Consider the following 26,689-nt stretch of genomic DNA (forward strand, 5'->3'; position numbering starts at 1 on the left):
GGATTTTACCGGGCTGCGGCTCCGTCCGCGCGCTACTCTGGGGGCATGAGTTTCAACGAAGGCAGTCAGCTCGATTCCTCCCAGGTGGAGGACCGCCGCGGCATGAGCACCGGGGTGAAGGTGGGCGGCGGCATCGGTGGCGGTCTGCTGGTCCTGGTGCTGAGTCTGTTGGGCTTCAATCCCTCGCTCCTCGATGACCTCACAGGTGGCGCCGAGCAGCCGCCCGCCCAGAGCCAGTCCGCCGGCCAGAGCGGCGTCTCGCAGTGCCACACCGGCGCGCAGGCGAACCAGCAGCTGGCCTGCCGGATCACCGGCACGGTGAACAGCCTCAATGACTTCTGGCCCGACTATCTCCGGCAGTACGGGAAGCAGTACCCGCGCCCCAAGACGGTCCTCTTCACGCAGCGGACTCAGAGCGGCTGCGGCCCCGCGACCACCGAGGTGGGACCGTTCTACTGTCCTGCCGACCGGACCGCGTACTTCGACCCCGGGTTCTTCCAGGAACTCGTGACCCAGTTCGGATCCTCCGGTGGTCCCCTGGCGCAGGAGTACGTGGTCGCCCACGAGTTCGGACACCACGTCCAGAACATCCTGGGAACCATCGACTACGCCCAACGGGATCCGCAGGGTCCGCAGTCCGGCGGCGTCCGGGTGGAACTCCAGGCCGATTGCTTCGCCGGCATCTGGGCTCACTATGCCAGCACGCAGCCCTCGGCCTCGGGCGGTCAGCCTTTCCTCAAGCCCCTCACGCAGACCGACATCCGCGATGCGCTCTCCGCCGCGTCGTCCGTCGGCGATGACCGGATCCAGAAAGCCGCCACGGGCCGGGTCAGCCCCGAATCCTGGACGCACGGCTCGAGCGCACAGCGCCAGAAGTGGTTCCTCGCGGGGTACCAGTCCGGCGAGCTGAACAAGTGCGACACCTTCTCCGGGCGGGTCTGACAGAACGTGGGGGCCGCTGACCTTCAGCGGTTCCCTTCGGTGGCGCCCCTCGGCGGAGAGATGGGCAGCACTCCCCATGGACCACCTGTATCCCTGAATCTATAGTCAGTGGAGAAACCCGGACATCGCTCCGGGACGGAGGATCGTCAGGGCACCAGGCCCCGGCCATCAGCAGGCGAGCACAGGGGGATGACGATGAGCGGTGGCTTCTACGGAGCCGATGTCCAGGAGCTGAGGAAGCTGGCCACCAAGGTCCAGACCTCGGGGAAGGCACTGGAGTCACAGGCCCGCATGCTGTCCTCGGCGGTCAGCTCCGTGACCTGGCCAGGCCCGGACGGCAAGAGGTTCCGTCAGCTGTGGGACTCGGAGCACTCACAGGCCATGAACCGGGCGGCAGGCTTTCTCGCCACCGCGGCCAAATCCCTCCAGCTCAATGCCGACGAACAGGAACGCAGCAGCGCCGCGTCGGGAGGCACCGGTGGCGGCGCGCCCGGCGGGCCCTCCGGAGGCACTCAGGGCACGCCCTCGGTCAGCGACCTGACCGGGAAGTCCCCCGCCGAGATCCAGACGTGGTGGAAGGGCTTGAGCGAGACGCAGCAGCAGGACTTCATCCGTCAGCACCCCGTGGAAGCCGGAAACACGAACGGCATTCCCTTCGACGCCCGTGTCAAGGCCAACGAGATCAACGCTCAGAACCGGCTCGACTGGCTGAAGAACCACGATCCTGAGCCCAAGATCAACCCATGGCTGACCATCGGAGGACAGCCCTACATCGATCAGGTCGCCAAGGACCATGAAGCCTGGGCGCTGCGCCAGAGCGGGCTCGACTACCTGCAATCGGTCGTCGACGGGAAGGTCCATCTGGCGGCCTACGACCCGGCCCACTCTTCGATCGTGGAGATGATCGGTGACTACGACGCGGACACCAAACACGTGCTCACCTACGTTCCCGGCACCACCACCAACGAGTCGTCCTTCTACAACGGCGGCGTCCAGGACATGGCCAAGTACCTGGTTCAGACCGACTCCAGCAAGTCCACCGTTGCCTTCGTGTATAAGGGCACGGAGTTCCCCGACGGCGGCTTCGTCGAAGCCTTCCTGCAGGAGGCCAAGAGCGATGAGTTCGTCGCGAAGACCGCGCCCACACTGGCCGCCTTCCAGAACGCAGTGGACCTCGAAAAACCGAGTGGCGCGGAGACCGTGGGCATGGGGCACAGCTGGGGCCTGCGAAACGTCACCGGTTCGGAGATGAGTGGCGCACACTACGACAAGGTGATTGCACTCTCGGGCGCCGCCATGCCGCCTGGGTGGTCGAACGACCGGAATACCGAATACTCGAGCTACACCTACCCGGACGTTCTCCAGATCGCCGAACGCGCGGGTGTGGTCGGGGACAATTACCCCATGAAGGACCCCGCCTTCGACCGCCACGTGTATTCATCCCCGGGAGGTACCACCGGTATGGACATCATCAACGATCACAGCCTCATCGCCACGACCGGCGCGGACAACCAGAGCGCGCTGCGTGACATCCAGAAGAAGATCTACGGATGACCCGGCACCACCCCGTGGCCCGAGCCCGGCTTCTCCTGCCGGGCATCACCCTTGCCCTCATTCTCACCGCCTGCGGAACACCTGGAGGAAATCCGACCATGGACAAGCCGACCCTCGAAGAAGCCAAGAAGACCGTGCTCACCCTCGAACGGACGGTCCTGGACTTCGTGCCCAGCGACTCTCAGGGGACGCGGTTCCTCAACGAGAAGTCCAGCCTCATGGCGTGTCAGGGCGAACAGAAGCTCTGGTCCGGAGCGGGCGAGGTCACACTGATCGGCCAGCCTGACAAGGCGGCGATCCTGGCCAAGGTGAAGTCCGAGTTCGGCGGCAAGGATGGCTGGACGCTGACGGACAAGACCGATGAGGACGGGCAGTCCGCCGTGGACCTGCTCCACCGCGACGGGACCCATCTGATCGTTGGCTTCTCCTCGAACCCCGACCGGCTGCGGGTCGACGCCTTCAGCACCTGCTTCGACTTCCCGGAGTACAAGTACGGCGAGGAATACTGAGCGTCGAGTGACCGCAAAACGACGGCGGCCGTCCCGGAGTCCGGGACGGCCGCCGCGGCGCTGTGTCGGTCGCCGGTGACAGTAGCGCTGTGTCAGTGGCCGGCGTCGTGCCAGCTGTGGCCTTCGCCCACCTGGACGTCGAGCGGCACGGTCAGTTCGGCCGCGTTGCCCATCTCCCGGATGACCAGCTTCTCGACCTGTTCGCGCTCACCTTCGGCCACTTCCAGGACGAGTTCGTCATGGACCTGGAGCAGCAGGCGGGACTTGAGCCCCTCTTCCTGAAGGGCGCGGGCGACGCCGAGCATGGCCCGCTTGATGATGTCCGCGGCGGAGCCCTGGATCGGTGAGTTGAGGGCCACGCGCTCCGCGATCTCCCGCAGGTGCCGGTCCGTGCTGGTCAGGTCCGGGAGGTACCGGCGCCGGCCCTCGATGGTGGCCGTGTAGCCGTCCTGACGGGCCTGCTCGACGACGCCCCGCAGGTAGTCACGCACGGCGCCGAAGCGGTCGAAGTAGTCCTTCATGAGGGTCCGTGCCTCATCCACCGAGATCTCCAGCTGCTTGGAGAGCCCGAAGCTCGTGAGCCCGTACGCGAGGCCGTAGGACATGGCCTTCACCTTGGACCGCATGGCGCTCGTGACATCCTCCGGAGCCACGCCGAAGATGTGCGAGCCGACGTAGCGGTGCAGGTCCTCGCCGTCGCGGTACGCCTGAATGAGCCCGGCGTCCTCGGAGAGGTGCGCCATGATGCGCATCTCGATCTGCGAGTAGTCGGCGGCCAGAAGGCATTCGTACCCCTCGGAGACCTCGAAGAGATCACGGACCCGCCGGCCTTCCTCGCTGCGGACCGGGATGTTCTGCAGGTTCGGATTGTTGCTGGAGATACGTCCCGTGGCCGCGACGTTCTGGGCGTACGTGGTGTGGATGCGGCCGTCCTCCGCCACGGACTTGTACAGGGTCTCCACCATCTGGCGCAGCTTGGAGGCCTCCCGGTGGGCCATGAGCTGCACCAGGAACTCGTGGCCGGTCTTCTCCAGCAGGTTCTTCAGGCTGGCGGCGTCGGTGGTGTAGCCGGACTTGATCTTCTTGGTCTTCGGCAGGGCCAGTTCTTCGAAGAGCACGGTCTGCAGCTGCTTGGGCGAGCCGAGGTTCACCTCGTGGCCGATCGCGGCGTAGGCGCCCTGCTGGGCGATCTCCACCTGGCGGGCCAGATCGTCGAGCTGATCCTGCATCTTCTCCCGGGAGACCGAGATGCCCGCGATCTCCATGTCGGCCAGCACGCGGGCCACGGGGAGCTCGAGCGTGAGGAGCAGCTGATCCGCCTGGCGCTCCACGAGCAGCGGGGCGAGGTGGTCGCTCAGAGCGCGCACCGCCGCGGCTTCCCGCACCAGCGCCTCGGCGCGGGCCTGCGCGGCGGTGCCGTCGACGTCGAGACCCAGATCGAGCTGCCCGGCGGGGACGGCAGGGGCCGACTCCAGGGTGACCTTGAGGTGGTGCTGCACCAGCTCCGCCAGCTCGTAGTTCCGGCGGTCGGGCTGGATCAGGTAACCGGAGATCGACGTGTCATCCACGACGCCTTCCAGCGTCAGGCCACGGGCATGCAGCGCCTTGAAGGCTTCCTTGTACTCGTGGATCGCCTTCTCCTGGCCGCTGTCCGCGAGCCACGCGGCGAGCACACTCTCCGTGGCGGCGTCGAGCTCGGTCAGATCCAGGTACCGCGCCGATTCGCCGCGCAGAATCGCGACGGCGCTGGCCTCCTGGCCGATCCCACCGCTCACCGAGGCGACGGCCAGGGCGGCCGGGACGCCGCCCGTGTCGCCGGCCAGGAACGTGGTCAGAGACTCCGCGTCAGCCCCGATCTCGAAGGGCGGCAGTTCGACGCCCTCGTGCTGGACGCCCTCGGTGTCCTCGCCGTACAGCGCGAACAGGCGGGTGCGCAGCGTCCGGAACTCGAGCGCGTCGAAGAGCTCCTCCACCGCGTCCTGGTCGGGACGCGGTGCGGCCAGCTCGTCCAGGGCGACACCCAGATCCAGATCCGTCAGGAGCCGGTTGAGCCGGCGGTTGCGCTTGACGTCCTCGATGTGGGCGCGGAGCGAATCGCCGACCTTGCCACCGATGCTGTCCAGGTTCTCCAGGATGCCCGGAAGCCCGCCGTAGAGGTTGATCCACTTCGCCGCGGTCTTGGGGCCGACCCCGGGAACGCCGGGGAGGTTGTCCGCCGTCTCCCCCACGAGCGCCGCCAGATCCGAATACTGCTCGGGGCCCACGAAGTACTTCTCCCGGACGGCGTCCGCGTCCATGCGGGGGATGTCCGAGACGCCCTTCTTCGGGTACAGGACGAAGACGTTGTCCGTGATCAGCTGGAAGGCGTCACGGTCACCGGAGACCAGGAGGACCTCCCAGCCCGCTTCCTCACCCTGCGCGGCGAGGGTCGCGAGGATGTCATCCGCCTCGTACCCGGGCATGCGCAGGGTCTTGATGCCCCAGGCGCCCATGACCTGGTCGATCAGATCGATCTGACCGCGGAACTCCTCGGGGGTGGCGTTGCGTCCGCCCTTGTACCCGTCGTATTCCTTCTTGCGGAAGGTGGTGTCATCCGAGACGTCGAAGGCGACCGCCACGTGAGTGGGCTGCTGGTCCTTGATCAGGTTGATGAGCATGGACGTGAAACCGTGCACCGCATTGGTGTGCTGGCCGGTCGACGTGGCGAAGTTGTCCGCGGGAAGGGCGAAGAACGCCCGGAAGGCCATGGAATGCCCGTCCAGCACGAGGAGCCGGTTCCGGGTCCCCTGGGAGGCCTGCTCCGCAGGTGCCGGAGCAGTGGACTCGGGGGCCTCGGACGGACCGGTGGACGTGGTTGCGGCTACCGCGCTCTGGGATGTTTCACTCACCCTGCCAGCGTAGTGGCACGCCCGGACATTTTCACCCGGGCTGAGGTGAGGCCGGAGGTCAGGCCCGTGGCGAGACGCAAGGCACGCGGCGGCTCAGGTGGCGGGTTTGAGCGCGTACCGGACCTCGAGGACGTTTCCCACGGCGGCGCTCTCCAGCAGCTCGAGGTGCCGCAGGCCGCCGGTGAGCGGCAGGATGCGCTTCCCGGAACCCAGGATGACCGGCATGACCGTGAGGATGAGCTCGTCGAGATGCCCTGCCGCCGCGAACTGCGCCGCCAGCTCACCGCCGCCCATGACCCACACGTCCTTGTCTCCGGCGTCGCGCAGGAAATCCGGAACGAACTCTTCGACGTCCCCGCGGATGAGCGTGACGTCCCCGCCCGGGTACACCGGCATCTCGTGGTGGGTGAACACCCAGACGGGCGTGCCGCTGTAAGGCCATTCGCCCTCGAAGTGATCGAGGATCCACTGGTAGGTGGTGCCGCCCATGACGAGGCATCCGACGCCGGCGTAGAACTCCTCGATCCGGCCTTCGGTCCCGGTCTCCTCGGCGTTCAGAAGCCAGTCGAGCGAGTCGGACTCCGTGGCGATGAAGCCGTCCAGGGACACTGCGGTGAAGTACTGGAATTTCCCCATACCTCACCCTAGCCCGACGACGCCGGGCCCGTCGCGGGCGCCTGCCCGCTGAACTGCCTACTTGCTCACGTGCCTACTTACTGAAGTACGGGACGATCAGGTAGATCCCGAACAGGACCGCGACGCCGCAGGCGCAGAAGCACAGGTACGCCAGGGACCGCGCGAGGCGGGGCGATTTCTGCTCGGCGTCGGCCGCGATGGCGGTCAGGCGCACGCCCAGCGAGTACAGCACCACCAGGATGACGGCGGAGACGAGCGTGGCGCCCGCGACCTGCAGCAGTTCCAACCACTTCATTCCTGGACCTCGTTGTTCGTCGCCTTGGAGGCCTTGGAAGCCTTCTTCTTTTTCTGGAAGCGGACGGCCGTGCCGGCCTCTTCGACCTCCACCGCGTTCGCGTGGCTCACATGCGACTTGCGGGAGTAGACGAACATGGCAACGATCGTGCCGATGCCGACCGCGATCGCGATGGCCGTGCCGACCGGGCCGGTGCCGACCAGCAGCGCGGTGAGGGCGCCGACGACGGCGGCCGCGGGAAGCGTGAAGAGCCAGCCGGTGGCGATCTTGCCCACCATGCCCCAGCGGACCGTGGTGCCCTTGCGGCCCAGACCGGAGCCGATCACCGAGCCGGACGCCACCTGCGTGGTGGACAGCGCGAAGCCGAGGTGCGAGGACGCCAGGATGGCGGCGGCCGTGCTGGTCTCCGCGGAGAAGCCCTGGGCGGGCTTCACTTCGGTCAGGCCGGAGCCCATGGTCCGGATGATGCGCCAGCCGCCGGAGTACGTGCCGATGGCGATGGCGAGAGCACAGGCCGCGATGACCCAGAACTCCGGACCGGAACCGGCCGGCTGCGTGCCGCTCGCGATCAGGACGAGGGTGATGATGCCCATGGTCTTCTGCGCGTCGTTGGTGCCGTGCGCCAGGGCGACCAGGCTGGACGTGAAGATCTGTCCGGTGCGGAAGCCGCCGCGCTTCTGGGTGAGCTTGTCACCGGTCTCGGGATCATGCCGCGAGGTCAGCGCATACGCCAGACGGGTGCAGATGTACGCGACGCCACCGGCGATGACCGGGGCGAAGACCGCCGGGAGGATGACCTTGAGCATCACCGTGTCGAAATTGACCGAGTACACGCCGATGCCGACCACGGCCGCGCCGATGAGGCCGCCGAACAGGGCGTGTGAGGAACTGGACGGCAGGCCCTTGAGCCAAGTGAACATGTTCCAGAGGATCGCGCCCATCAGACCGGCGAAGATGATCTCCGGAGTGATGTGCACTCCATCCGAGCCTTCCCGGATGATCCCGCCGGAGACGGTCTTGGCGACCTCGGTGGAGAGGAAGGCTCCCACCAGGTTCAGCGCCGCGGCGAGGGCGACGGCCGTCTTGGGTTTGATGGCGCCGGTGGCGATGGGGGTCGCCATGGCGTTCGCGGTGTCGTGGAAACCATTTGTGAAATCGAAGAACAGAGCCAGCACAATAACCAGCGCTGCCATGAAGGTGACGTCCACCCGGGCCCAATCTGTATGTCGTGAGTCAGCCGCAGCGCGCAGGGACGCCACATCGCTATGTTAAGGGCAGTTGACGGAAGCATGAAAATCCGGTGAACCACCGGCGCGCTCAGCCCGGGTGTTCCTCCGCGGCCGGCCGGCGGGACGGGTCCAGCGCTGCCGCGATCTGACGCTCCAGCGCCGAGAACGCGGTCTGCGGGACGGCGAGAAGACCGTCGAGTTCCTTGCGGACCCGGCGGTAGGCGGCCTGCCGCTCCGGCGCCGTGGATCCGGGGTCGACGGCGATATTGAGCAGCTGCCGTGCGCGGGACAGGCGTTCGCGCTCCTCCGGCGAGAACGCGGAGTCCTTGAGCCTGTGCGCGTTGCGCTCCGCGACGTCGAACGCATGACCGTAGGCGAGCACGGCGTCGCGGTAGGCGTCGAGGTCCTCGCGGCTCAGTTGCTCCTGCCCCACCGGCCGCAGGGAGTCCGCGCGGCGCTTGGCCTTGAGGTACTCCACGGTCAGCGGCTCCCGGACATCGCTCATGCCGGGGAAGTCGATCATCTTGGCCACGTCCAGCTCGTATTCGAGCCAGCGGGCATTGATGGCGTCGTGATCGGCCAGGAGGCGCGAGGCGTCCTGGACCGGCGACGGCGCGGCCTTCCCGTCCTCGTTCGCGGGCTCGGGCGCACCGGACTCCGCCGGCTGCGGTTCGCCGCCTCCGCTCGGCTCAGGAGGGAGGCCGGCCCTGAGCCGCTCCAGTTCCAGGCGGCGCCGATGACGGATTTCGCCCTCCTTGGAGAAACGGTGCCACCATCCGCCGGCGACTGCGCTGGGCGGGAAGATCAGCCATCAGAAGGCGACGATGAAGTCGAGGAATGATTGCACCTCTCACACGCTACCGGAGCCGACGTATGCTCAGAAGCATGGCCCGCTATTTCGACATTCACCCCCTGGACCCTCAGCCCCGCCTCGTGCAGCAGGTGGTGCAGATCATCCGCGACGGCGGCCTGGTGGCCTACCCGACCGACTCCTGCTACGCGCTCGGTGCCGCCCTCGGCAATCAGGAGGCGCTCAACCGCATCCGCCAGATCCGGCATCTGGATGACAAGCACCACTTCACCCTGGTCTGCAGCAGCTTCGCCCAGATGGGCCAGCTCGTGAACATCGGCAACGATGCCTTCCGCGACATCAAGGCGGTGACCCCGGGCAGCTACACGTTCATCCTCCCGGCCACCAAGGAGGTGCCGCGACGCCTCCTGCAGCCCAAGAAGAAGACCGTGGGCGTGCGCATCCCGGACCATCGCGTGACGCAGGCGATTCTGGACGAGCTCGGCGAACCGCTCCTGTCCTCCACCCTGCTGCTGCCCGGTCAGGAGACCCCCATGGTCGAGGGCTGGGAGATCAAGGAAGAGCTGGACCACCAGGTGGATGCCGTGATCGACGCCGGTGAATGTGGCGCGGAGCCCACCACGGTGATCGACTACTCGAGCGGCTATCCAGAGATCGCCCGCTACGGCATGGGCGATCCGTCCCGGTTCGAATAACCGCGGCACGCGCCGGCGCTACCTTCATATACCTCGCCGCAAGACCGCGGGGCTTCTCATCCCCATCCTGGATCATATACAATCCTGGGCAACCGAACTGAGATCTCCATCACACGATGGACGCCTCTGATCAACGGATGGGAATCATGATGCACGCTCCCGCACACGGCGCCGCCGGACAGCCTGTCAGCTTCCAGCGCAGCCACGACTTCGAAGCCTTCCGGGAGAGTGTCTCCTCCTCCTTCGTCCCGTTGAAGGTGTCCGGCCCGGAGCACGGGGTGTTCTTCAGCAGCATCCGGTCGGCCTCCGCCCTGGACTTCCACCTGACCGAGCTCACGGCCGGCGGGCATCAGGTGGAGCGGACGCCCGAACTGATCCGGCAGGGCGGCGAGGACTACTACAAGGTCAGCCTCGTGCTGGCGGGGTCGAGCCTCCTGATCCAGGACTCGCGCGAGGTGTTCCTCCAGCCCGGCGATCTGGCGGTCTACGACACCTCCCGGCCGTACTCCGTGATCTCCGAGGAGCAGACCCGCGTGCTCGTGGCCATGTTCCCGAAGTCCACCTTCGAGCTGCCCGAATCCCAGATCCACCAGATCTCCGCCGTCAACCTCGCCGCTCCGGGCCAGCTCGGCAGCCTCGCCGCCGCGCTCCTGGCCAAAGTGTCCACGAGTCTCGACCAGCTCTCGGGCCCCTTCGGCGTGCGGATCGCCAACTCCTGTCTGGACGTCCTCGCCACCGCGTTCGCCGGGTCGCTCGGCGCCCAGCGCCCCGTCGTGGACCCGCGGGAGAAACTGCTGGCCGACATCCACGCGTACATCGAGCGCAACCTCGCCTCACCGGACCTGACCCCGGGCTCCATCGCGGCGGCCCACTACATCTCCACGCGGCATCTGCACGGGCTCTTCCACTCCCAGGGCGTGACGGTGTCCGCCTGGATCCGTCAGCAGCGCCTTGCCCGGTGCCAGCGCGAACTCTCCGATCCGTTCCTCGTGAACCGCTCGGTGGCCTCCATCGCGGCGTCGTGGGGCTTCCCGGACCCGGCTCACTTCAGCCGCACCTTCAAGTCGACGTTCGGCGAGAGCCCGCGCGACTTCCGGATGCGCTTCGCCGCCTGACGCCGGACGACGGCGGGCGCGCCGCCGCCGTCGTGCGCTGTGGTCTTTGCCGGGACTGCACAGTGCTGGGCGGGAAGGCACGGTGTTGGCCGGGAGAGCACAGGCCTTGACCATGCCTGAAGCCTTCCCTCCCCTGCCGGCCCGATACGCCTAGCGTGGGAGGGACAGTGGGCGCCGGCCGGACCGGCGCCCGGCATCGCGGAAGGACCACATGATGGCGCACGGGCACACGGACACCACTCTTCACACCCACGGGGAACGGACCACGGAGCCACGCGAGGTGGCGCATCCGCTGGACCCGCTCACGGCGGAGGAGATCGCGCGGACCCGGGCCGTGCTGGATGATGCCGGGCTGCTGGGAGCCACGGTCCGCGTTCCGCAGCTTCTGCCGCTGGCGCCCGAGGCCGAGTGGCTGGATCGCTGGCAGGTGGGCGCGCCCCTGGAACGCCGTGTCGAGATCGTCCTCCTGGATGTCGCCACGGGCGAGGCCACGCGGGCCGTCGTCCTGCTCGGCGAACCGGAGACGGATGACGCCGGGGCCGTGGAGTCGGTCCGCACCATCGACACGGACACCGAAGGCCAGCCGCAGTACCTCTTCGAGGAGTACGACCGCGTGGAACGGATCGTCAAGGACGACCCTGCCTGGCAGGCCGCCATGGAACGCCGCGGACTCGAAGACCGACGAGAGCTCGCGTTCTGCGCGCCCCTGGCCCCGGGACACTTCGGCCGCGAGGATGAGAGCGGCACGCGGGTCATCCGGTCCCTCACCTTCCTCCGCGACCACGAAGGCGACAGCCCCTGGGCTCACCCCGTCGAGGGACTCGTGGTCCACATCGACCTCACCCGCGAGCGCGTCATCCGTGTGGACGACGAGGGGGACGTGCCCGTGCCTGAGGCCTCCGGCGACTACTCGCTCTCCGCCCGGGGTCCGGCCCGCGAGAGCCTCAAGCCGATCGAGATCACCCAGCCGGAGGGTCCGAGCTTCCAGGTGGACGGCTCGAAGGTCACGTGGGAGAACTGGTCCTTCCGGGTGGGGTTCAACGCCCGGGAGGGTCTGGTGCTCAATAGCTTGAGTTTCCGGGACGGTCAGCGGGAGCGCAGCGTCCTGCGCCGGGCCAGCGTCCCCGAGATGGTGGTGCCGTACGGTGACACGGCGATCGGGCGTTACTGGATCAGCTACTTCGACGCCGGCGAGTACCTCCTGGGGAAGAACGCCAACGCGCTCACCCTCGGCTGCGATTGTCTCGGCGTGATCCACTACTTCGATCAGTTCGTGGCGGACGACCACGGGCACCCCGTGAAGATCCCGCACGCCGTCTGCATGCACGAGGAGGACTACGGGATCCTCTGGAAGCACACGGACACCGAGGGCAACACGGAGGTCCGCCGCTCCCGCCGTCTGGTCATCTCCTACTTCTCCACCATCGGCAACTACGACTACGGCTTCTTCTGGTACCTGTACCTGGACGGGACGATCCAGCTGGAGGCGAAGGCCACCGGGATCGTGTTCGCGGGCGCGGGCCATCCCGGCGCCGAGAACCCGCACGCCCCCGAGGTGGCCCCGGGTGTCTTCGCCCCGGTGCATCAGCACCTGTTCTGCGCCCGTCTGGAGACCGCCGTGGACACGCCGGAGAACTCGCTCTACGAAGTCGAGGTGCGAGGCGTCCCCACCGGTCCGTCCAACCCCTACGGGAACGCCTTCACCTGGGAGGAACGACTCCTGCCCACGGAGTCGGCCGCCCGCAGGAAGGCGGATTCCTCGGTCGGACGCGTCTGGGAGGTCCGGAGCGGCTTGGCCACGAACGCCGTGGGCCGTCCCACCGCGTACCGGCTCCACCCGCACACGGGGCCGGTCCTCATGGCTCAGCCGGAGGCGACCGTGTTCCAGCGGGCGACCTTCGCCACGGAGCACCTGTGGGCGACACCGCTCCGCAGCGACGAGCGGTTCCCGGCGGGTGACTTCCCGAACGCCCACCCGGGCGGTGCGGGTCTCCCGGCCTGGACGGCGGCCGACCGGCCCCTGGAGGACGAACGGCTGGTCCTGTGGCACGTCTTCGGTCCCACCCATGTTCCGCGCACCGAGGACTGGCCGATCATGCCCGTGGACTACTCGGGCTTCAGCCTCAAGCCGCACGGCTTCCTGGACCGGAACCCGGCCCTCGATCTCGCGGACGGCGCCAAGAGCGCCGGCGCCGGGTGCTGCGGCGGCGCGCAGGCCTGCACCTGCCACTGACCGTGGCGCGCGAGGACGGCGGAGGCCCGGCCGCCGTCGTCGTCCGTCCGGTGATCATGCGCTGCCGGACAAGCCGCGCACGCTGGGAGCCGATGACCGGCAGGTCGCCCGGTCCTAACGTGAGGGAAGCACCGTCCATCAGGAGGAGGAACCATGGAACAGTACGAGGAACTGCTGAACGCCGTCCAGGCCGGTGACGGCGGGCGGGAGATCCGCGACGTCGCCACCGGAGAGGTCATCGGTCGTGCGCCGGTGGAGGGCGTGGAGGACCTCGAGGCGGCGATCGCCCGCGCGACGGCGGCGCAGCCGGCCTGGGCCGCGCTCGGCCACGAGGAGCGGAGCCGGTTGCTCCACGCCGCCGCCGACGCGGTCGAAGCCCACGGCGAGGCCCTGGCCCGCCTCCTCTCCCGCGAACAGGGCAAGCCCCTGGACGGCCCGAACGCCCGCTTCGAGGTGGGCGCCTGCTCCGCCTGGCTGCGCGCTGCGGCGGACACCGTGCTCGAACCGCAGGTTCTGGTGGACGACGAGAGCGGACGGGCGGAGCTGCACTATCGCGCGCTCGGGCTCGTCGCGGCGATCGGACCGTGGAACTGGCCGCTCATGATCGCGGTCTGGCAGTTCGCCCCGGCGCTGCGCATGGGCAACGCGGTGATCGTCAAGCCGTCCGAGTACACGCCGCTGAGCGTCCTGGCGCTCGTGCACGTCGTGAACTCGGTGCTTCCCGCCGGGGTCCTGGAGGCCATCAGCGGCGACCGTGAAGTCAGTGCCGCCCTCGCGGAGCACCCCGCCATCAGCAAGGTCATGTTCACAGGTTCCACCAAGACCGGCAGCTCGATCATCCGCAGCTCGGCGGACACCATCAAACGCCTCACCCTGGAGCTCGGCGGGAACGACGCCGGGATCGTCCTCGACGATGTCGATCCGGCCGCCATCGCGGAGGACCTCTTCTGGGGCGCGTTCATCAACACCGGCCAGACCTGTGCGGCCCTCAAGCGGCTCTACGTCCACTCCTCCGTCCACGACGCGGTGGTCCGCGAGCTGGCCGCCGTCGCCGCCCGCACGCCGATGGGTCCGGGGCTGGAAGAGGGCAATCTGCTCGGTCCGGTGCAGAACGAGGCGCAGTTCCGCATCGTCCAGCGGCTGGTGGACTCCGCGAAGGCCGCCGGGGCGACGCTCGCCACCGGCGGGACTCCCCTGGGCGGGACGTTCTTCCCCATCACGATCGTCACGGACATCGCCGACGACGCCGACCTGGTCCAGGAGGAACAGTTCGGTCCGGCGCTGCCCGTGATCCGCTTCGACGATGTGGAAGACGCCATCGCGATGGCGAACGCCGCGTCCGTGGGGCTCGGAGCGTCCGTGTGGTCTTCGGACCGCGACCGTGCTCTGGAGCTGGCGTCACGGCTCCAGGCCGGGACCGTCTGGGTCAACAGCCACGGCGGCCTGCACCCGATGGTGCCGTTCGGCGGCGTGAAGCAGTCCGGCTACGGCCTGGAGTTCGGCGTCGAGGGCCTCAAGGCGGTCGCAGCGAGTCAGGTCATCAGGAGCTGACACCCGACGCCGGATCTATCCCGAGCATGCGAAAGCCCCCGGAAGATTCCTTCCGGGGGTTTTTCGCGTGCGGCTCGCGCCGCGGGGTCAGGCTGGGCCGGACACCCTCGGACGACGCCGGGCGGAGCCGGCTCACACGAAGTTGAGGTTCTCCGGGTGGACCGTCATGGACACCAGGCGGCCGTGGGCGCCGAACGTGAAGTGGGTGGGGACCTCGCCGGTCTCGTCAAGGCCGAAGAGCACGCCGTGTGAGCGGATGGCGGAGGCGTCCCGGTGGTCGGCGATGGTCACCGAGGCGCAAGGAATGACCTTCTCCCGCCACGCGAAGACGTAGATGCCGGGCCGCACCTCCCAGACGGAGTTCTCGTCCGTGTCCGCCAGGCCCTTCTCCGGTCCGGCCAGGCACTGCCAGGTGTACCACTGCTCGGAGAGGTAGATGTGCTCGTAGGCATGCTCGGGGCTGTAGTCCCACACCACGCGACGGCCGATCAGGGACGACGTCGGGGCGGGCGCCGCGCCGCTCACCTCGGCGCCCGCGATCACCGCGGGGCCGAAGTCGTGCCGCACGCGGGTGGCACCGGCCGGGCGGTCCTCATCCAGGATGGTGCTGAGCACGCTCAGCGCGCGCCCGTCGCGCAGATCCAGCACCAGCGACACGGCCTGATCAGGACGGAAGCGGTGGTGGAACTGGACGAAGTAGAGCCCGTCGTCCACCAGGAAGGCCTCGTAGGCGTCCGTGCCCTGATGAGCCTCCAGGGAGTCGTCCGGGCCGGGCTGGTAGTCCCAGGTCACCTCGCTGTCGGTGAACTCGTGGGTGACGCTCGTCCCGCGCTCATCGGTCACCACGACCACCTGGCCGGCCAGCCCGGCGTCATGCGGGGCCTTGTTGGCGTCGAACCCCGGGGCGAGACCGTCCAGGGGAAGCCAGGTCGAGGTGTCGGAGAGCGAGGTGCCCGGAATCGTGCCGTGTTCCGTCATGATGCTCCTTGAAACTGCCGTGCTGAAAACAGCGTGTCCACGCCCGGCGGGCTGCCGGGCCTGCTTTCAGTCTGCTCCCGTGGCCCGCGCATTCCCATGGGTGTCCGCGCCCTGCACTTGCCCAGGGGTGAAGAGCCTCGCGTCCACTTGCCCGGGCGGGCAAGGCAGTAGCCGTTCCGCGCAGGCCCTGGCGCTCTCGTCGCGCACAGAGTTCAGGATGAGAGCCATGAACTCGACGACTTCGCCCTCCGCGGCCCGCTCCCCCGAGGCGCACCCGTGAACGCCGGGCTGAGCGGCCGGATCGCGGTGGTGACCGGCGCGGCGAGCGGCATCGGCCGCGCGGTGTGTGCCGCGCTCCTGGACGAGGGCTGCTCGGTGGCGGGGCTCGACCGCGACCAGGCCGCCCTGGACCGTGTTGCCCAGGAGTTCTCGGCGTCGCCGCTGTCACCGGACGGCTCGCGCCTCCCGGCGTCCGACGACGGCCCTCCCGCACCCAGGGCCGGCTTCGTGCCGCTGTGCCTGGATCTCTGCGATGAGACCGCGGTCCAGACGGCGTTCGCTTCCCTGGCCGGACGCTTCGGCTCAGTGGATCTCCTGGTCTCGTGTGCCGGGGTCTCCGGGCCGGTCGGCACACCCCTGGAGGACACGGACCTACGGGAGTGGCGGATGGTGCTCGACGTCAACCTGCTCGCCCCGTTCCTGGTGCTCAAGCACGCCCTGCCGCTGCTGCGCGAGGGGCGGCAGCCCGCCGTCGTGCTTCTGGCGAGTGACTCGGCCGTCGTCGCGGCGCCCGGCATGGCACCCTACTGCGCGTCCAAGGCCGGACTGGTCCAGCTGGGGCGAGCGGTCGCCGTCGAGTGGGCCGGGCACGGCATCCGGGTCAACTCCCTCTGTCCCTCCGTGGTGGACACCCCCATGAGCCGGACCGATCTGGAGAAACCCGGCGGCTTCGCGGACGCCGCCTTCCCGGTGCAGAGCCCCGCGCAGGTGGCACAGCAGGTGCTGTTCCTCCTGTCTCCGCGGTCGGGGCCCGTCAACGGAACCACCCTGCTCAGCGACTTCGCGTACAGCGCCCGCAGCGCCTTCCCGGCCTGACACGGCCTTCCCCACCTGACTTTGGAGGACACCTTGCTTTGGACGACATCATGACCACCGCTCCCGAGACGAACACAGCCTCTGAGACCCCGTCGCAGGTCGTCCTGATCACGGGCGGAGGCACCGGCATCGGCGCCGCGATCGCCCGCGCTTTCGCCGCGGCGGGTGCAACCGTGATCGTGGCGGGCCGCCGCGCGGAACCTTTGCAGGCGATCGCCGAGGACATCAACGGCACGGCCCTCGTCCTGGACGCCTCCGACGCGGCATCCGCCCAGGAGGCCGTCGCCGAGATCGTCCGCCGACACGGACGGCTGGACGTCCTGGTCGCGAACGCGGGAGGCCACGGCTTCTCCTCCGCTCTCGACACCGACGACGCCGCCTGGGACGCCGCCCTGCGCGCCAATCTGAACACGGCCTTCGTCGCGGCCCGCGCCTGCCTCCCGGAGCTCATCCGCAGCTCGGGCCGGATCGTGGTAATGTCCTCCCTCGCCGGGCTCTTCGCCGGGCCGTCCGTGGTCGGCTACACGACGGGTAAGCACGCTCTGATCGGCCTGACCCGGAGCCTCGCCCGCGACTACGGCCCCCACGGCGTCCGCGTCAACGCGATCTGCCCCGGCTGGGTGCGGACCCCCATGGCCGACGCCGAAATGGACGAATTCGCAGCGCAGGCCGGGATCGCCTCCCGGGAGGACGCCTACCGGACCGTGACCCGCAACGTCCCCCTCGGCCGTCCCGCGGAACCCGAGGAGATCGCCTCGATCGCGCTGTTCCTCGGGTCCCCTGCCTCCTCGTACATCACCGGCGCCGTGCTCGTGGCCGACGGCGGCGCTCACGTGGTGGACGTGCCCACGATCGCTTTCGCCGACGCCGGTCTCTGACCAGCCGCCCCTCCCCCATCCCCTCGCATCCGCTTCACCGTCAAGGAGACACAGCGTGGAAAAACTCCCAGCTTCAGCGAGCCCGGCGTCACCCGGCTCGGCCTCCGGCCTCAAACGCGGCACGCTCGGCACCCCCGGCGTCGTGTTCCTGGTGCTCGCCGCCGTCGCTCCGCTCACCGGCACGGTGGTGGTGGCCTCCCTCGCGATCGCCCTCGGCAACGGCGGAGGCACGCCCTTCGCGTTCCTCGTGATCGCCGCTCTCTTCCTGATCTTCGCGGTCGGCTACGCCCAGATGTCCCGCGTGCTGGTCAACGCCGGAGGCTTCTACGCCTTCGTGCTCAAGGGCCTCGGCCGGACCGGCGGTCTCGTGGCCGGACTCATCGCGACTCTCGGTTATAACTTCTTCGTGGTCGGCACCATCGGGACCAGCGGCTTCTTCATGCAGACCGTCATCGCCCAGCTGACCGGTCTCGACGTGCACTGGTACGTGTGGGGTCTGCTGTCCATCGTGGCGTCCTTCCTACTGGCCCGGCGAGGGATCGACATCAGCTCCGCGGTGCTCGGCATCGCCCTGGTGCTGGAGACCCTGGTGCTCGTGGTGTTCGACATCTCCGTCCTGGTCCGCACCGGCTTCAGCGTGGAGGCCTTCTCCCCGGACGCCATCTTCTCCGGCTCGCTGCCCATCGGGCTTCTGCTCGCGGCGACGGCGTTCCTCGGATTCGAGGCGACCAGCCTCTTCGGCGAAGAGGCCAAGAACCCCTCCCGCACGGTGCCCCGTGCCACGTACATCGCCGTGAGCATCATCGGCGTGGTCTTCGCCCTGACCAGCTGGGCCGTGGTGAGCGCCACGGGGGTCGCGCAGGCTCAGAGCGCCGCGCAGGAACACCTTGAATCCGGCGATCTGCTCTTCAGTCTGGCCGGGCAGTACCTCGGGGATCCGCTCGTGAAGGTCATGATGGTCCTACTGCTCGTCAGCCTCTTCGCGGCGATGCTGGCTTTCCACAATTCGGCGGCCCGCTATCTCTACGCCCTGGGCCGCGCCCGGGTGTTCCCGTACGCCCTGGCCCGCACCAACGCGGGAGGGTCGCCGGTGGTGGCGTGCGTCGTGCAGGCGGTGTTCGCCGTCGTCGTAGCGGGGGCGTTCGCCCTGGCCGGCCTCGACCCGATCACCTCGCTCGTGCCGAGCATGATCGGGTTCGGCACGCTGTGCATCATGGTGCTCCAGGTGCTCGCGGCCCTCGCGATCATCATCCACTTCCGGCGGCAGCGGGACCCGCGGACCGGCCGGACCTTCGTGGCGCCGCTCATCGCCATGCTGGGTCTGGGAACGATCGTGGTCCTGGCGATCATCAACTTCGACATCGTGGCCGGCTCGGACGCCCTGGCCGTGCGGCTCCTGCCGCTCCTGCTGGTGGTGGCCGTCGTCGGCGGGCTCATCCTCGGCCCGTACCTCCGGCGCAAGCGGCCTCAGGTGTACGCGGCGCTGGCGGAGGACATGGACAAGGCCGGTCTGGACGACGCGGAGGAGTCCGAGCCGCTCCCCTCACCGGCCACGTGACCCCACCACCCCGCGAGAGAACAGCTGATGCCCGGATACACGCCGTATCCGGGCATCAGCTGTTCTTTCGCGAAGAACGGGAGGGTCGTCAGCTCTGGTTGCTGAAGGCGGCGTCGAAGGACTGGGAGCTGGGCTCGAAGTCGAAGCGCTTCAGGGCCGCCAGCGCCTCGGGCGCACCCTGCAGCCGGTCCATCCCGGCGTCCTCCCACTCGACCGAGATGGGACCGTCGTAGCCGATGGCCGTGAGCGCGCGGAACGAGTCCTCCCACGGCACGTCCCCGCGTCCGGCCGAGACGAAGTCCCAGCCGCGGTGCGGATCGCCCCAGGCCAGGTGGGAGGAGAGGATACCCGCGCGGCCGTTGCCCATCCGCATCCGGGTGTCCTTGCAGTCCACGTGGTAGATCCGGTCCGCGAAATCGGTGATGAAGGAGACCGGGTCGATGCCCTGCCACATCATGTGGGACGGATCCCAGTTGAGCCCGAACGCCTCGCGGTGCCCGATCGCCTCGAGCGTCCGCTGCGTGGACCAGTAGTCGTAGGCGATCTCGCTCGGGTGGACCTCATGGGCGAAGCGCACCCCGCACTCGTCGAAAACATCGAGGATGGGGTTCCAGCGGTCCGCGAAGTCCTGGTAGCCGGCGTCGATGACCTTGGCCGGGACCGGCGGGAACATCGCCACGTACTGCCAGATCTTGGACCCCGTGAACCCGACCACGGTCTTCACGCCGAGCTTCCTCGCGAGCCGCGCGGTGTTCTTCAGCTCCTCCGCGGCGCGCTGCCGCACGCCCTCCGGGTCGCCGTCGCCCCACACCGCGCTGCCGACGATCGCCTGATGCCGGAAGTCGATCGGGTCATCGCACACGGCCTGGCCCTTGAGGTGGTTCGAGATGGCCCACAGCTTCAGGCCGTGCTTCTCGAGGATCCCGAGCCGCTCGGCGATGTACGCGTCATCGTCCCAGCGGGCCGCGTCGAGATGCTCACCGGAGACGGCGATCTCCAGTCCGTCGTAGCCCCAGCCGGCGGCCAGGCCGGCCACCTCGTCCAGGGTCAGGTCGGCCCACTGGCCGGTGAAGAGGGTGAAAGGTCGTGCCATGGCTCAGGCCTCCTGGGTGGCTGGGGATGCGGGATGAAGATCGACGACGGCGCCACGCGCCTCCGCGGACCGGGCGGCGGCGTCCAGCACAGACTGCACCTGGAGCCCGTCCGCGAACGACGGCGACGGTGTGCCGCCGTCCCGGATCGCGACGAGGAAATCGCGCACCTGGTGCGTGAAGGTGTGCTCCCAGCCGATCACGTGGCCCTGGGGCCACCACGCCGAGACGTACGGGTGTTCCGGCTCCGTGACGAGGATCGTCCGGAAGCCCTGTTCCTCCACCGGGTCGGCGCCGTCCAGGAACTGCAGTTCGTTGGGGCGTTCCAGATCGAACGCCAGGGCGCCCGCGCTGCCGTAGACCTCGATGCGCAGCGCGTTCTTCCGGCCGAACGCCATGCGGGAGGCTTCCACCGAGGCGACCGCGCCGCCGTCGAGCGCTAGGGTCAGCCAGGCCGCGTCGTCCACCGTGACGTCCTCCTCGCCATCCGGCCCGGGGCGCCGGGGCACGAACGTCTCCAGGCGGGCCGAGACGCCGGTCACGTCGTGGCCGGTGAGGAACTGGACCTGGTCGATCGCGTGGCTGGCGATGTCGCCGAGCGCGCCGCTTCCGGCCGTTTCGCGGCGGAGCCGCCAGGACATGGGCGCCTGCTCGTCGGCGAGCCAGTCCTGAAGGTAGGAGGCCCGCACCTGGCGGATCTCCCCCAGGCGGCCGTCCCCGATCAGGCGCCGGGCGTAGGCGAGGGCCGGCACGCGACGGTAGTTGAAGCCGATCATCGACTTCACGCCGCGCTCGGCGGCACGCGCCGCGGCCTCGACCATGGCCTGCGACTCCTCGAGGGTGTTGGAGAGGGGCTTCTCGACCAGGACGTGTTTGCCGGCCTCCAGCGCGGCGATGGCGATCTCCGCGTGGGTCCAGCCGGGTGTGCAGATGTCCACGACGTCGATGTCCGGCCGCGCGATCACCTCGCGCCAGTCCGTGGCCGACTCCTGCCAGCCGAACCTCTCGGCGGCCTCGGCCACCTGGGCGCCGTCCCGGCCCACCAGGACCTTGCGCTCGAACGCGGGCACGTCGAAGAACGAGGCCACATTCCGCCAGGCCTGCGAATGCGCCTTCCCCATGAAGGCGTAGCCGATGGCCGCGACCCCCAGCGGCCGGGTCTCCCCGCTCATGCCGTCCCCTCCAGGGTGGCCGCGAGCGGATCCCAGTCCTCGGGGAGGGGCTCGGACGGCTCCGCGGAGCTGTCCACCGTGAGGAATTCCCCGCGTTCCACGGAATCGGAGATGGCGATCATCGTGTCCAGCACGTGGAAGGCCAGCTCGCCCGTGGCCCGGTGCGGCACGCCGGCGCGGATCGAGCGGGCGAGGTCCAGCACGCCCATGCCACGTCCCTGTGCCGCCCCGCTCGCCGCGATGACGGACCAGTCGTCCTCGCCGGGGCGGATCAGCCGAAGCTCGCCATCGAAGTTGTTGGGGTCCGGGATCAGCAGCGTGGCCTCGGTTCCCGCGACTTCGACGTAGCCCGTCCGGACGTGAGGCGACTGGAAGCTGAAGACGCTGTGCGAGGAAGCACCGCCCTCGAACTCGATCTGGGCGCTGACGTGGGTCGGGACCTCGACGTCGAAGGTCTCACCGGCCAGTGGACCGGTCGCCACCGTGCGCCGCGTCAGTGCCGCCGAGCCCATCGCGGCGACCCTGCGGGCGCTGCCGAACGTCTGGACGAGGGCGGTCACGTAGTACGGACCCATGTCGAACAGTGGTCCGGCGCCCCGCTGGAAGAGGAACGCCGGGTTCGGGTGCCAGCGGTCCGGCCCGGGGTACTGCATGACGGTCTGTGCGGTGAGCGGCGTGCCGAGGTCGCCGCGTTCGATCACGCGGCGCGCCGTCTGGAGCCCGGCTCCTAAGAACGTGTCCGGCGCGCAGCCGACCCGCACCCCCGCGGCGGCCGCCGCCTCCAGCACTTCCCGGCCGCTCTCCCGATCGAGGGCGAGCGGCTTCTCGCTCCACACGTGCTTCCCCGCGCGGATCGCCTGCAACGCGACGTCGGCATGCACGGCCGGGATGGTGAGGTTGACGATGATCTCGACGTCCGGGTGCTCCAGCGCCAGCTCGGGCGTGCCGTGCTCCGCGATCCCGTATTCCTCGGCGCGGGCCTTGGCCGCCTCCGGGTAGAGATCCGTGATGGCGACGACCCGGACATCCGGGAAGACGGTGAGGTTGTCCAGGTACTGCTTGCTGATGTTCCCGGCGCCGATGAGCGCGACGCCGACCGGGCCGCGGCTCACGCGCCGGCCTCGGAGGGGGCGCCGCTGTCCGGACGGCCGGCGTCGAGATAGGCCAGGGAGGCGGCGAGGCCCTCGAAGATGTCTCCGGCGTAGTCATCGAACTCCACGACGCCCACTTCCAGACCCGGGGCGGCGTCGATGACATCCCAGATGTTCACCTCGCCCTGACCGGCCGGGAGCTGCGAGGCGGTGATCCCGGCCATCTGCTCGGGGTCGAAGCCATCGCCGGGCAGCACGGTGATGGGGCCGTCCTTGAGGTGCACGGCGACCACGCGGTCTCCGAGGCGGCGGAGGAACGCGGCGGGATTCTGACCGCCGGCGGCCACCCAATAGGCGTCCACTTCAAGGACGACCTCGGGGTCGAGGAGGCCCGCGAAGAACTCGAGGGCCGTGGTGCCCTCCAGGGTGGAACCGATCTCCCAGTAGTGGTTGTGATAGCCCACGCGGATGCCGTACTCGGCACCCTTCTTCGCTGCGGCGTTCAGGCGCTCGGCGATGTCCCGCACGCTCCCGGCGTCCTGCCACTGCGCCGGTTCGACGAAGGGGTCGATGACGGTGCCGATGCCGAGTTCACGGGCCGCCGTGAAGATCTCGTCCTGGTCCGCGGACAGCAGCGAGGCGTGCCCGGTGGGCGCCGAGAGCCCGTTCTCCCGCAGGGCCGGACCGAGCTGATCGGCCAGCGCGGCGAAGCCGTACGGCTCCACCTGGGTGAACCCGAGCTCGGCGAGACGCCGGAGCGTCCCCGGAAGGTCCTGGCTGAGCGCGTCGCGGACGCTGTAGAGCTGCACGGAGTAGGACATGAGTGGGGCACCCCTTCTGACTGCTGATGGACATCCTGTGACATGGGTCATCCTCGGCCCAGGCTACGCCCCACGCTAAGGGCCACTTATGACGGAAGTCAAGCAAAAGTATCCACGAACCCCCAGTAAAGTAACGAGGCCGGCGGCCTCCTGTGCTATGTCTTATGCATGACCAGTAGTTCTCCCGCCGCACCCGGCGCCGCGGATCCCACCGCCCCGAGCGGTCCCGGCCAGCTCTTCCAGCTGCTCCGGGACGGCAAGGCCCGCACGCGCGCGGAGATCATGGACCTCACGGGACTCGCCCGGACCACCGTGGTCGCCCGCTTGGACGCCCTGCTCGGCGCGGGCCTGATCGAGGCCGCCGGCGAGGCCGCCTCCTCGGGAGGCAGGCCGCCGTCGCGCTTCGCCTTCCGCGCCTCCCGCCGGATCGTGCTGGCCGCGGACATCGGCGGCGCTCACGCGACGGTCGCCGTCGCGGACCTGGGCGGGACCATCCTGGCGCGCCATTCGGAGCCCCGGGACATCGCCGACGGCCCGGAATCCGCCCTCGCCTGGATCGCCGCCACCGGGAGGGAACTTCTGGCAGGCCTCGGCCGGGACGAGCTGGAACTCGCCGGGATCGGCGTCGGCCTGCCGGGTCCCGTGGAGCACGAGACCGGGCGTCCCGTGAACCCGCCGATCATGCCCGGCTGGGACGGCTTCGACGTGCCCGAGCGCCTGGCGCAGGAGTGGCAGGTGCCGGTCCTGGTGGACAACGACGTCAACATCATGGCCCTCGGCGAACAGCACACGCACTGGAGCGAACACCGGGAGTTCCTCTTCGTGAAGCTGGCCACGGGCGTCGGTTCGGGCATCATCGCCGGAGGCCGGCTCCAGCGCGGCGCGGACGGCACGAGCGGCGACATCGGCCACGTCCGGGTGCCCGACGGCGAGGACGTCCCCTGCCGCTGCGGCAACACCGGGTGCCTGGAAGCGGTGGCGTCCGGACCGGCGCTGGCGGCGAAACTCCGACTCCAGGGCCTGGACGCCGACCGCGGATCCGACGTCGTCGCCCTCGCAGCCCGCGGCGAAGTGGCCGCCATCCACGCCCTGCGACAGGCGGGACGGGACCTCGGTGAAGTCCTCGCGTTCTGCGTCAACGTGCTGAACCCCTCTGTGATCGTGGTCGGCGGCACGCTCGCACAGGCCGGGGATCCCCTCATGGCCGGCGCACGGGAGGCCGTGTACCGGCGGTCTCAGCCACTCGCCACGCGGCACCTGAGGATCGAGCCCTCGCGCGCGGGAGCGGATGCCGGCATCCTGGGAGCGAGCCGCCTTGTGATCGAGCACCTCCTCTCCCCCGAGTCCATCGAGGCGGCGATCGCTCACGCCTGAGCGCCGCAGGGATGTGTAAGCGCCGATGCGCCAACGGCGATGTGCAAACGCTGACGCAAAACCCTTGACGCACCGGGCGGCGCGTGAAAATCTGCTCTTGGCTTCTTGCGCGTTACTTATGACTTTTATTGTGCAAAAGTCTTCTCAAAAGCCCCGAGAACCACCCCTCTCCACCACCCCGAAAGGAACCCCTGTGACTCAGGAATCCACCCGGCCGGACGCTGAGCAGCAGCTGAGGGTCGGCGTCGTCGGCATCGGCTGGGCCGGCCAGCAGCACCTGGAGGCGTACTCCCGGATCCCCGGCGTCCGCGTGGTGGCGCTGGCCGCCATGGAGGCCGAACCCCTGGCGAAGCTCCAGGCGGAGTACGACGTCCCCGCGACGTACGCCCGCTGGGAGGACATGCTCGACGCCGGCGGTCTCGACGCCATCAGCGTCGCCGTGCCCACCTTCCTGCACGCGCCCATCACGGTGGCGGCCCTGGAACGCGGCCTCCACGTGCTCAGCGAGAAGCCGCTGGCCAAGGACGCCGTCGAGGGCCAGGCCATGGTCGACGCCGCGCGGCGCGCCGGTCGCGTCCTGGACGTGGCGTTCAACCACCGCCGCCGGGGCGACATCGGCGCCCTGAAGACGGTCATCGACTCCGGCGAGATCGGCCGGCCGTACTACGCCAAGGCGGCGTGGCTCCGCCGCAAGGGCATCCCGACCCTCGGCAGCTGGTTCACCAACCCGGCGCTGGCCGGCGGAGGACCCCTCGTGGACATCGGGGTGCACGTCCTCGACTACTCGCTGCATCTGCTCGGCGAGCCGAAGGTGCTCTCCGTCAGCGCCACGACGCACTCCGAACTGGGACACCGCGGTCTCGGCGGCAGCGGCAGCTACAAGGCGACCTCCACCGAACACCGCTTCGAAGTCGAGGACTTCTCCTCGGCGTTCCTCCGCCTGGAGGGCGGCGGCGCGCTCCTCATCGAGGCCGGCTGGGCCAGCTACCGCAACCCCGACGACGAGATCAACTTCCTGGTCTACGGCACCGACGGCGGCGCCGAGCTCCGGGTGGCCGGCGAACCGATGCCGGAAGCCGGGCACCTGACCGTCTACAAGGACACCGGCGAAGCGAGCGCCGACTACGCCCCGGTGATCGGCCCCAACGGGATGCACCAGCAGGTGGTGGAGGACTTCGTCTCCGCGGTCCGCTCCGGCCCCGAGGAATGGGCCCGGCACGACGGCTCGGTCGCCCTGGGCCGTGCCCGCATCATCGACGCCGCGTACCGGTCCGCCCGCGAGAACCGGGAGGTTCAGCTCTGATGTCCCGTCCCCTGCGCATCCTGGTGTGGAACGAAGGCGTCCACGAATCACTCAACGAACCGGGCCACATCGGCGAGATCTACCCCGACGGCATGCACGGCGCGATCGCCGACGGACTCCGGGAACTCCTGCCCGGCGCCGAAGTCTCCACGGCCACCCTGGCCTCCGCGCCGGACCACGGCCTGACCGAGGAGGTCCTCGCGGCCACCGACGTCCTCCTATGGTGGGGCCATATGGCGCACGGCGAGGTGGACGACGCCGTGGTGGAGCGCGTGCAGCGACACGTCCTGGGCGGCATGGGTCTGCTCGTGCTGCACTCGGGGCACTTCTCCAAGATCTTCATCAAGCTCCTGGGCACCAGCTGCTCCCTCGCGTGGCGCAACGACGGGGAGCGGGAACTGGTGTGGAATGTGAAGCCGTCCCATCCGATCTCCGAAGGCGTGGCGAACCCGATCATCATCCCGGAGCAGGAGATGTACGGCGAGCTGTTCGACATTCCGGATCCGGACGATCTGGTCTTCATCAGCTCCTTCGCCGGGGGCGAGGTGTTCCGTTCCGGTGTCACCTTCACCCGCGGCAAGGGCCGGATCTTCTACTTCAGCCCGGGCGATCAGGAGTATCCGGTGTACCACCACCCCGAGGTCCGCAAGGTACTGGCCAACGGCGTGCGGTGGGCGGCGCAGCCCGGTCTGGACCGGCGTGAGCCCGGCGTCCAGAACCTCCAGAGCGGCTGGTACGAGGCGCTCCCCGCGGTCTGACCACGGCTGAACAGGACACAGCAGGACAACACGAAGGGCCGGTCACCGAGAGGTGGCCGGCCCTTCGCCGTCGTCGGCGCCGGGAGTACCGGGACGATTCCGCCGGGGAGGC

General features: G+C 69.1%; 23 protein-coding genes. 13 read left to right on the forward strand and 10 right to left on the reverse strand.

Going from position 1 to position 26,689, the window contains the following annotated elements; translation table 11 throughout:
* The first annotated feature begins 45 nt into the window (after positions 1-45).
* The 3 genes from ypfJ to QFZ52_RS07965 all read left to right on the forward strand — a co-directional run bounded on the left by ypfJ (position 46) and on the right by QFZ52_RS07965 (position 3,005).
* Positions 46-942, forward strand: coding sequence for a KPN_02809 family neutral zinc metallopeptidase (gene ypfJ / locus QFZ52_RS07955; protein ID WP_307497083.1), 897 nt, complete (start codon positions 46-48; stop codon positions 940-942).
* 189 nt (positions 943-1,131) lie between these two features.
* Positions 1,132-2,496, forward strand: coding sequence for a hypothetical protein (locus tag QFZ52_RS07960; protein WP_307497084.1), 1,365 nt, complete (start codon positions 1,132-1,134; stop codon positions 2,494-2,496).
* Positions 2,497-2,594: 98 nt separating this feature from the next.
* Complete coding sequence (locus QFZ52_RS07965; protein ID WP_307497085.1) at positions 2,595-3,005, forward strand: hypothetical protein; 411 nt, start codon at positions 2,595-2,597, stop codon at positions 3,003-3,005.
* A gap of 92 nt (positions 3,006-3,097) precedes the next feature.
* On the opposite strand, the gene polA is transcribed toward QFZ52_RS07965, so the two are convergent.
* From polA to QFZ52_RS07990, 5 genes are all read right to left on the reverse strand, one after another.
* The gene (gene polA / locus QFZ52_RS07970; protein WP_373425707.1) at positions 3,098-5,752 is read right to left on the reverse strand and encodes a DNA polymerase I; all 2,655 of its coding nucleotides are present in this window, start codon (positions 5,750-5,752) and stop codon (positions 3,098-3,100) included.
* Positions 5,753-5,986: 234 nt separating this feature from the next.
* A complete protein-coding gene (locus QFZ52_RS07975) occupies positions 5,987-6,529 on the reverse strand; it encodes a dihydrofolate reductase family protein (protein ID WP_307497086.1) in 543 nt (180 codons plus the stop codon).
* 73 nt (positions 6,530-6,602) lie between these two features.
* Positions 6,603-6,824 carry a hypothetical protein gene (locus QFZ52_RS07980; protein WP_307497087.1) on the reverse strand — a complete coding sequence of 74 codons (222 nt, stop codon included), beginning with the start codon at positions 6,822-6,824 and terminating at the stop codon, positions 6,603-6,605.
* Entirely contained in the window at positions 6,821-8,032 is a 1,212-nt protein-coding gene (locus tag QFZ52_RS07985) for an inorganic phosphate transporter (protein ID WP_208188968.1), read from the reverse strand. The genes QFZ52_RS07980 and QFZ52_RS07985 overlap by 4 nt, the downstream gene beginning before the upstream one ends.
* Before the next feature lie 109 nt (positions 8,033-8,141).
* The gene (locus QFZ52_RS07990; protein ID WP_307497088.1) at positions 8,142-8,585 is read right to left on the reverse strand and encodes a hypothetical protein; all 444 of its coding nucleotides are present in this window, start codon (positions 8,583-8,585) and stop codon (positions 8,142-8,144) included.
* Between the two features lie 353 nt (positions 8,586-8,938).
* Here QFZ52_RS07990 and QFZ52_RS07995 point away from each other — a divergent pair, with 353 nt between their 5' ends.
* The 4 genes from QFZ52_RS07995 (at position 8,939) to QFZ52_RS08010 (ending at position 14,458) form a co-directional block, all read left to right on the forward strand.
* A complete protein-coding gene (locus tag QFZ52_RS07995) occupies positions 8,939-9,559 on the forward strand; it encodes an L-threonylcarbamoyladenylate synthase (RefSeq protein WP_307497089.1) in 621 nt (206 codons plus the stop codon).
* A 146-nt stretch (positions 9,560-9,705) separates the two neighbouring features.
* Positions 9,706-10,674 (forward strand): helix-turn-helix domain-containing protein, encoded by a 969-nt coding sequence (locus tag QFZ52_RS08000; RefSeq protein WP_307497091.1) that lies wholly within the window; start codon positions 9,706-9,708, stop codon positions 10,672-10,674.
* Positions 10,675-10,885: 211 nt separating this feature from the next.
* Entirely contained in the window at positions 10,886-12,907 is a 2,022-nt protein-coding gene (locus QFZ52_RS08005) for a primary-amine oxidase (protein ID WP_307497092.1), read from the forward strand.
* 153 nt (positions 12,908-13,060) lie between these two features.
* Complete coding sequence (locus tag QFZ52_RS08010) at positions 13,061-14,458, forward strand: aldehyde dehydrogenase family protein (protein ID WP_307497093.1); 1,398 nt, start codon at positions 13,061-13,063, stop codon at positions 14,456-14,458.
* 132 nt (positions 14,459-14,590) lie between these two features.
* Here QFZ52_RS08010 and QFZ52_RS08015 read toward each other — a convergent pair whose 3' ends face one another.
* A complete protein-coding gene (locus QFZ52_RS08015) occupies positions 14,591-15,436 on the reverse strand; it encodes a molybdenum cofactor biosynthesis F family protein (RefSeq protein ID WP_307497094.1) in 846 nt (281 codons plus the stop codon).
* 276 nt (positions 15,437-15,712) lie between these two features.
* Between QFZ52_RS08015 and QFZ52_RS08020 the strand changes: the two genes are divergently transcribed.
* From QFZ52_RS08020 to QFZ52_RS08030, 3 genes are read left to right on the forward strand one after another with little or no spacing between them, the layout of a single operon-like run.
* Positions 15,713-16,531, forward strand: coding sequence for an SDR family NAD(P)-dependent oxidoreductase (locus QFZ52_RS08020; protein ID WP_307497095.1), 819 nt, complete (start codon positions 15,713-15,715; stop codon positions 16,529-16,531).
* Between the two features lie 50 nt (positions 16,532-16,581).
* Positions 16,582-17,409, forward strand: a complete 828-nt coding sequence (locus QFZ52_RS08025) for an SDR family NAD(P)-dependent oxidoreductase (protein WP_307497096.1) — start codon at positions 16,582-16,584, stop codon at positions 17,407-17,409.
* Between the two features lie 55 nt (positions 17,410-17,464).
* On the forward strand, positions 17,465-18,967 hold the full coding sequence (locus QFZ52_RS08030) for an APC family permease (protein ID WP_307497097.1): 1,503 nt from the start codon (positions 17,465-17,467) through the stop codon (positions 18,965-18,967).
* 88 nt (positions 18,968-19,055) lie between these two features.
* Here QFZ52_RS08030 and QFZ52_RS08035 read toward each other — a convergent pair whose 3' ends face one another.
* From QFZ52_RS08035 to QFZ52_RS08050, 4 genes are read right to left on the reverse strand one after another with little or no spacing between them, the layout of a single operon-like run.
* Positions 19,056-20,060 (reverse strand): sugar phosphate isomerase/epimerase family protein, encoded by a 1,005-nt coding sequence (locus QFZ52_RS08035; protein WP_307497098.1) that lies wholly within the window; start codon positions 20,058-20,060, stop codon positions 19,056-19,058.
* A 3-nt stretch (positions 20,061-20,063) separates the two neighbouring features.
* Positions 20,064-21,230 carry a Gfo/Idh/MocA family protein gene (locus QFZ52_RS08040; RefSeq protein ID WP_307497099.1) on the reverse strand — a complete coding sequence of 389 codons (1,167 nt, stop codon included), beginning with the start codon at positions 21,228-21,230 and terminating at the stop codon, positions 20,064-20,066.
* Positions 21,227-22,342 carry a Gfo/Idh/MocA family protein gene (locus QFZ52_RS08045; RefSeq protein ID WP_307497100.1) on the reverse strand — a complete coding sequence of 372 codons (1,116 nt, stop codon included), beginning with the start codon at positions 22,340-22,342 and terminating at the stop codon, positions 21,227-21,229. Before QFZ52_RS08045 ends, QFZ52_RS08040 begins: the two co-directional genes overlap by 4 nt.
* Positions 22,339-23,142 (reverse strand): sugar phosphate isomerase/epimerase family protein, encoded by an 804-nt coding sequence (locus QFZ52_RS08050; protein ID WP_307497101.1) that lies wholly within the window; start codon positions 23,140-23,142, stop codon positions 22,339-22,341. Before QFZ52_RS08050 ends, QFZ52_RS08045 begins: the two co-directional genes overlap by 4 nt.
* A gap of 168 nt (positions 23,143-23,310) precedes the next feature.
* On the opposite strand from QFZ52_RS08050, the gene QFZ52_RS08055 reads away from it, so the two are divergent.
* The 3 genes from QFZ52_RS08055 to QFZ52_RS08065 all read left to right on the forward strand — a co-directional run bounded on the left by QFZ52_RS08055 (position 23,311) and on the right by QFZ52_RS08065 (position 26,577).
* Entirely contained in the window at positions 23,311-24,516 is a 1,206-nt protein-coding gene (locus QFZ52_RS08055) for an ROK family transcriptional regulator (RefSeq protein ID WP_307497102.1), read from the forward strand.
* Between the two features lie 193 nt (positions 24,517-24,709).
* A complete protein-coding gene (locus QFZ52_RS08060) occupies positions 24,710-25,819 on the forward strand; it encodes a Gfo/Idh/MocA family protein (protein WP_307497103.1) in 1,110 nt (369 codons plus the stop codon).
* Positions 25,819-26,577, forward strand: a complete 759-nt coding sequence (locus QFZ52_RS08065) for a ThuA domain-containing protein (protein ID WP_307497104.1) — start codon at positions 25,819-25,821, stop codon at positions 26,575-26,577. The genes QFZ52_RS08060 and QFZ52_RS08065 overlap by 1 nt, the downstream gene beginning before the upstream one ends.
* The last annotated feature ends 112 nt before the right edge of the window (positions 26,578-26,689 follow it).

The sequence above is a fragment of the Arthrobacter woluwensis genome, assembly GCF_030816155.1.
GTDB classification, from domain to species: Bacteria; Actinomycetota; Actinomycetes; order Actinomycetales; family Micrococcaceae; genus Arthrobacter_E; species Arthrobacter_E woluwensis_A.

Coding starts and splice junctions, on each gene's coding strand:
- QFZ52_RS08040 (WP_307497099.1), bottom strand. CDS start 21,230: ATGAGCGGGGAGACCCGGCCGCTGGGGGTCGCGGCCATCGGCTACGCC.
- QFZ52_RS07960 (WP_307497084.1), top strand. CDS start 1,132: ATGACGATGAGCGGTGGCTTCTACGGAGCCGATGTCCAGGAGCTGAGG.
- QFZ52_RS07995 (WP_307497089.1), top strand. CDS start 8,939: ATGGCCCGCTATTTCGACATTCACCCCCTGGACCCTCAGCCCCGCCTC.
- QFZ52_RS07980 (WP_307497087.1), bottom strand. CDS start 6,824: ATGAAGTGGTTGGAACTGCTGCAGGTCGCGGGCGCCACGCTCGTCTCC.
- QFZ52_RS08065 (WP_307497104.1), top strand. CDS start 25,819: ATGTCCCGTCCCCTGCGCATCCTGGTGTGGAACGAAGGCGTCCACGAA.
- QFZ52_RS07965 (WP_307497085.1), top strand. CDS start 2,595: ATGGACAAGCCGACCCTCGAAGAAGCCAAGAAGACCGTGCTCACCCTC.
- QFZ52_RS07975 (WP_307497086.1), bottom strand. CDS start 6,529: ATGGGGAAATTCCAGTACTTCACCGCAGTGTCCCTGGACGGCTTCATC.
- QFZ52_RS08035 (WP_307497098.1), bottom strand. CDS start 20,060: ATGGCACGACCTTTCACCCTCTTCACCGGCCAGTGGGCCGACCTGACC.
- QFZ52_RS08000 (WP_307497091.1), top strand. CDS start 9,706: ATGATGCACGCTCCCGCACACGGCGCCGCCGGACAGCCTGTCAGCTTC.
- QFZ52_RS08050 (WP_307497101.1), bottom strand. CDS start 23,142: ATGTCCTACTCCGTGCAGCTCTACAGCGTCCGCGACGCGCTCAGCCAG.
- QFZ52_RS08015 (WP_307497094.1), bottom strand. CDS start 15,436: ATGACGGAACACGGCACGATTCCGGGCACCTCGCTCTCCGACACCTCG.
- QFZ52_RS08055 (WP_307497102.1), top strand. CDS start 23,311: ATGACCAGTAGTTCTCCCGCCGCACCCGGCGCCGCGGATCCCACCGCC.
- QFZ52_RS08025 (WP_307497096.1), top strand. CDS start 16,582: ATGACCACCGCTCCCGAGACGAACACAGCCTCTGAGACCCCGTCGCAG.
- polA (WP_373425707.1), bottom strand. CDS start 5,752: ATGGCCTTCCGGGCGTTCTTCGCCCTTCCCGCGGACAACTTCGCCACG.
- QFZ52_RS08005 (WP_307497092.1), top strand. CDS start 10,886: ATGATGGCGCACGGGCACACGGACACCACTCTTCACACCCACGGGGAA.
- QFZ52_RS08010 (WP_307497093.1), top strand. CDS start 13,061: ATGGAACAGTACGAGGAACTGCTGAACGCCGTCCAGGCCGGTGACGGC.
- ypfJ (WP_307497083.1), top strand. CDS start 46: ATGAGTTTCAACGAAGGCAGTCAGCTCGATTCCTCCCAGGTGGAGGAC.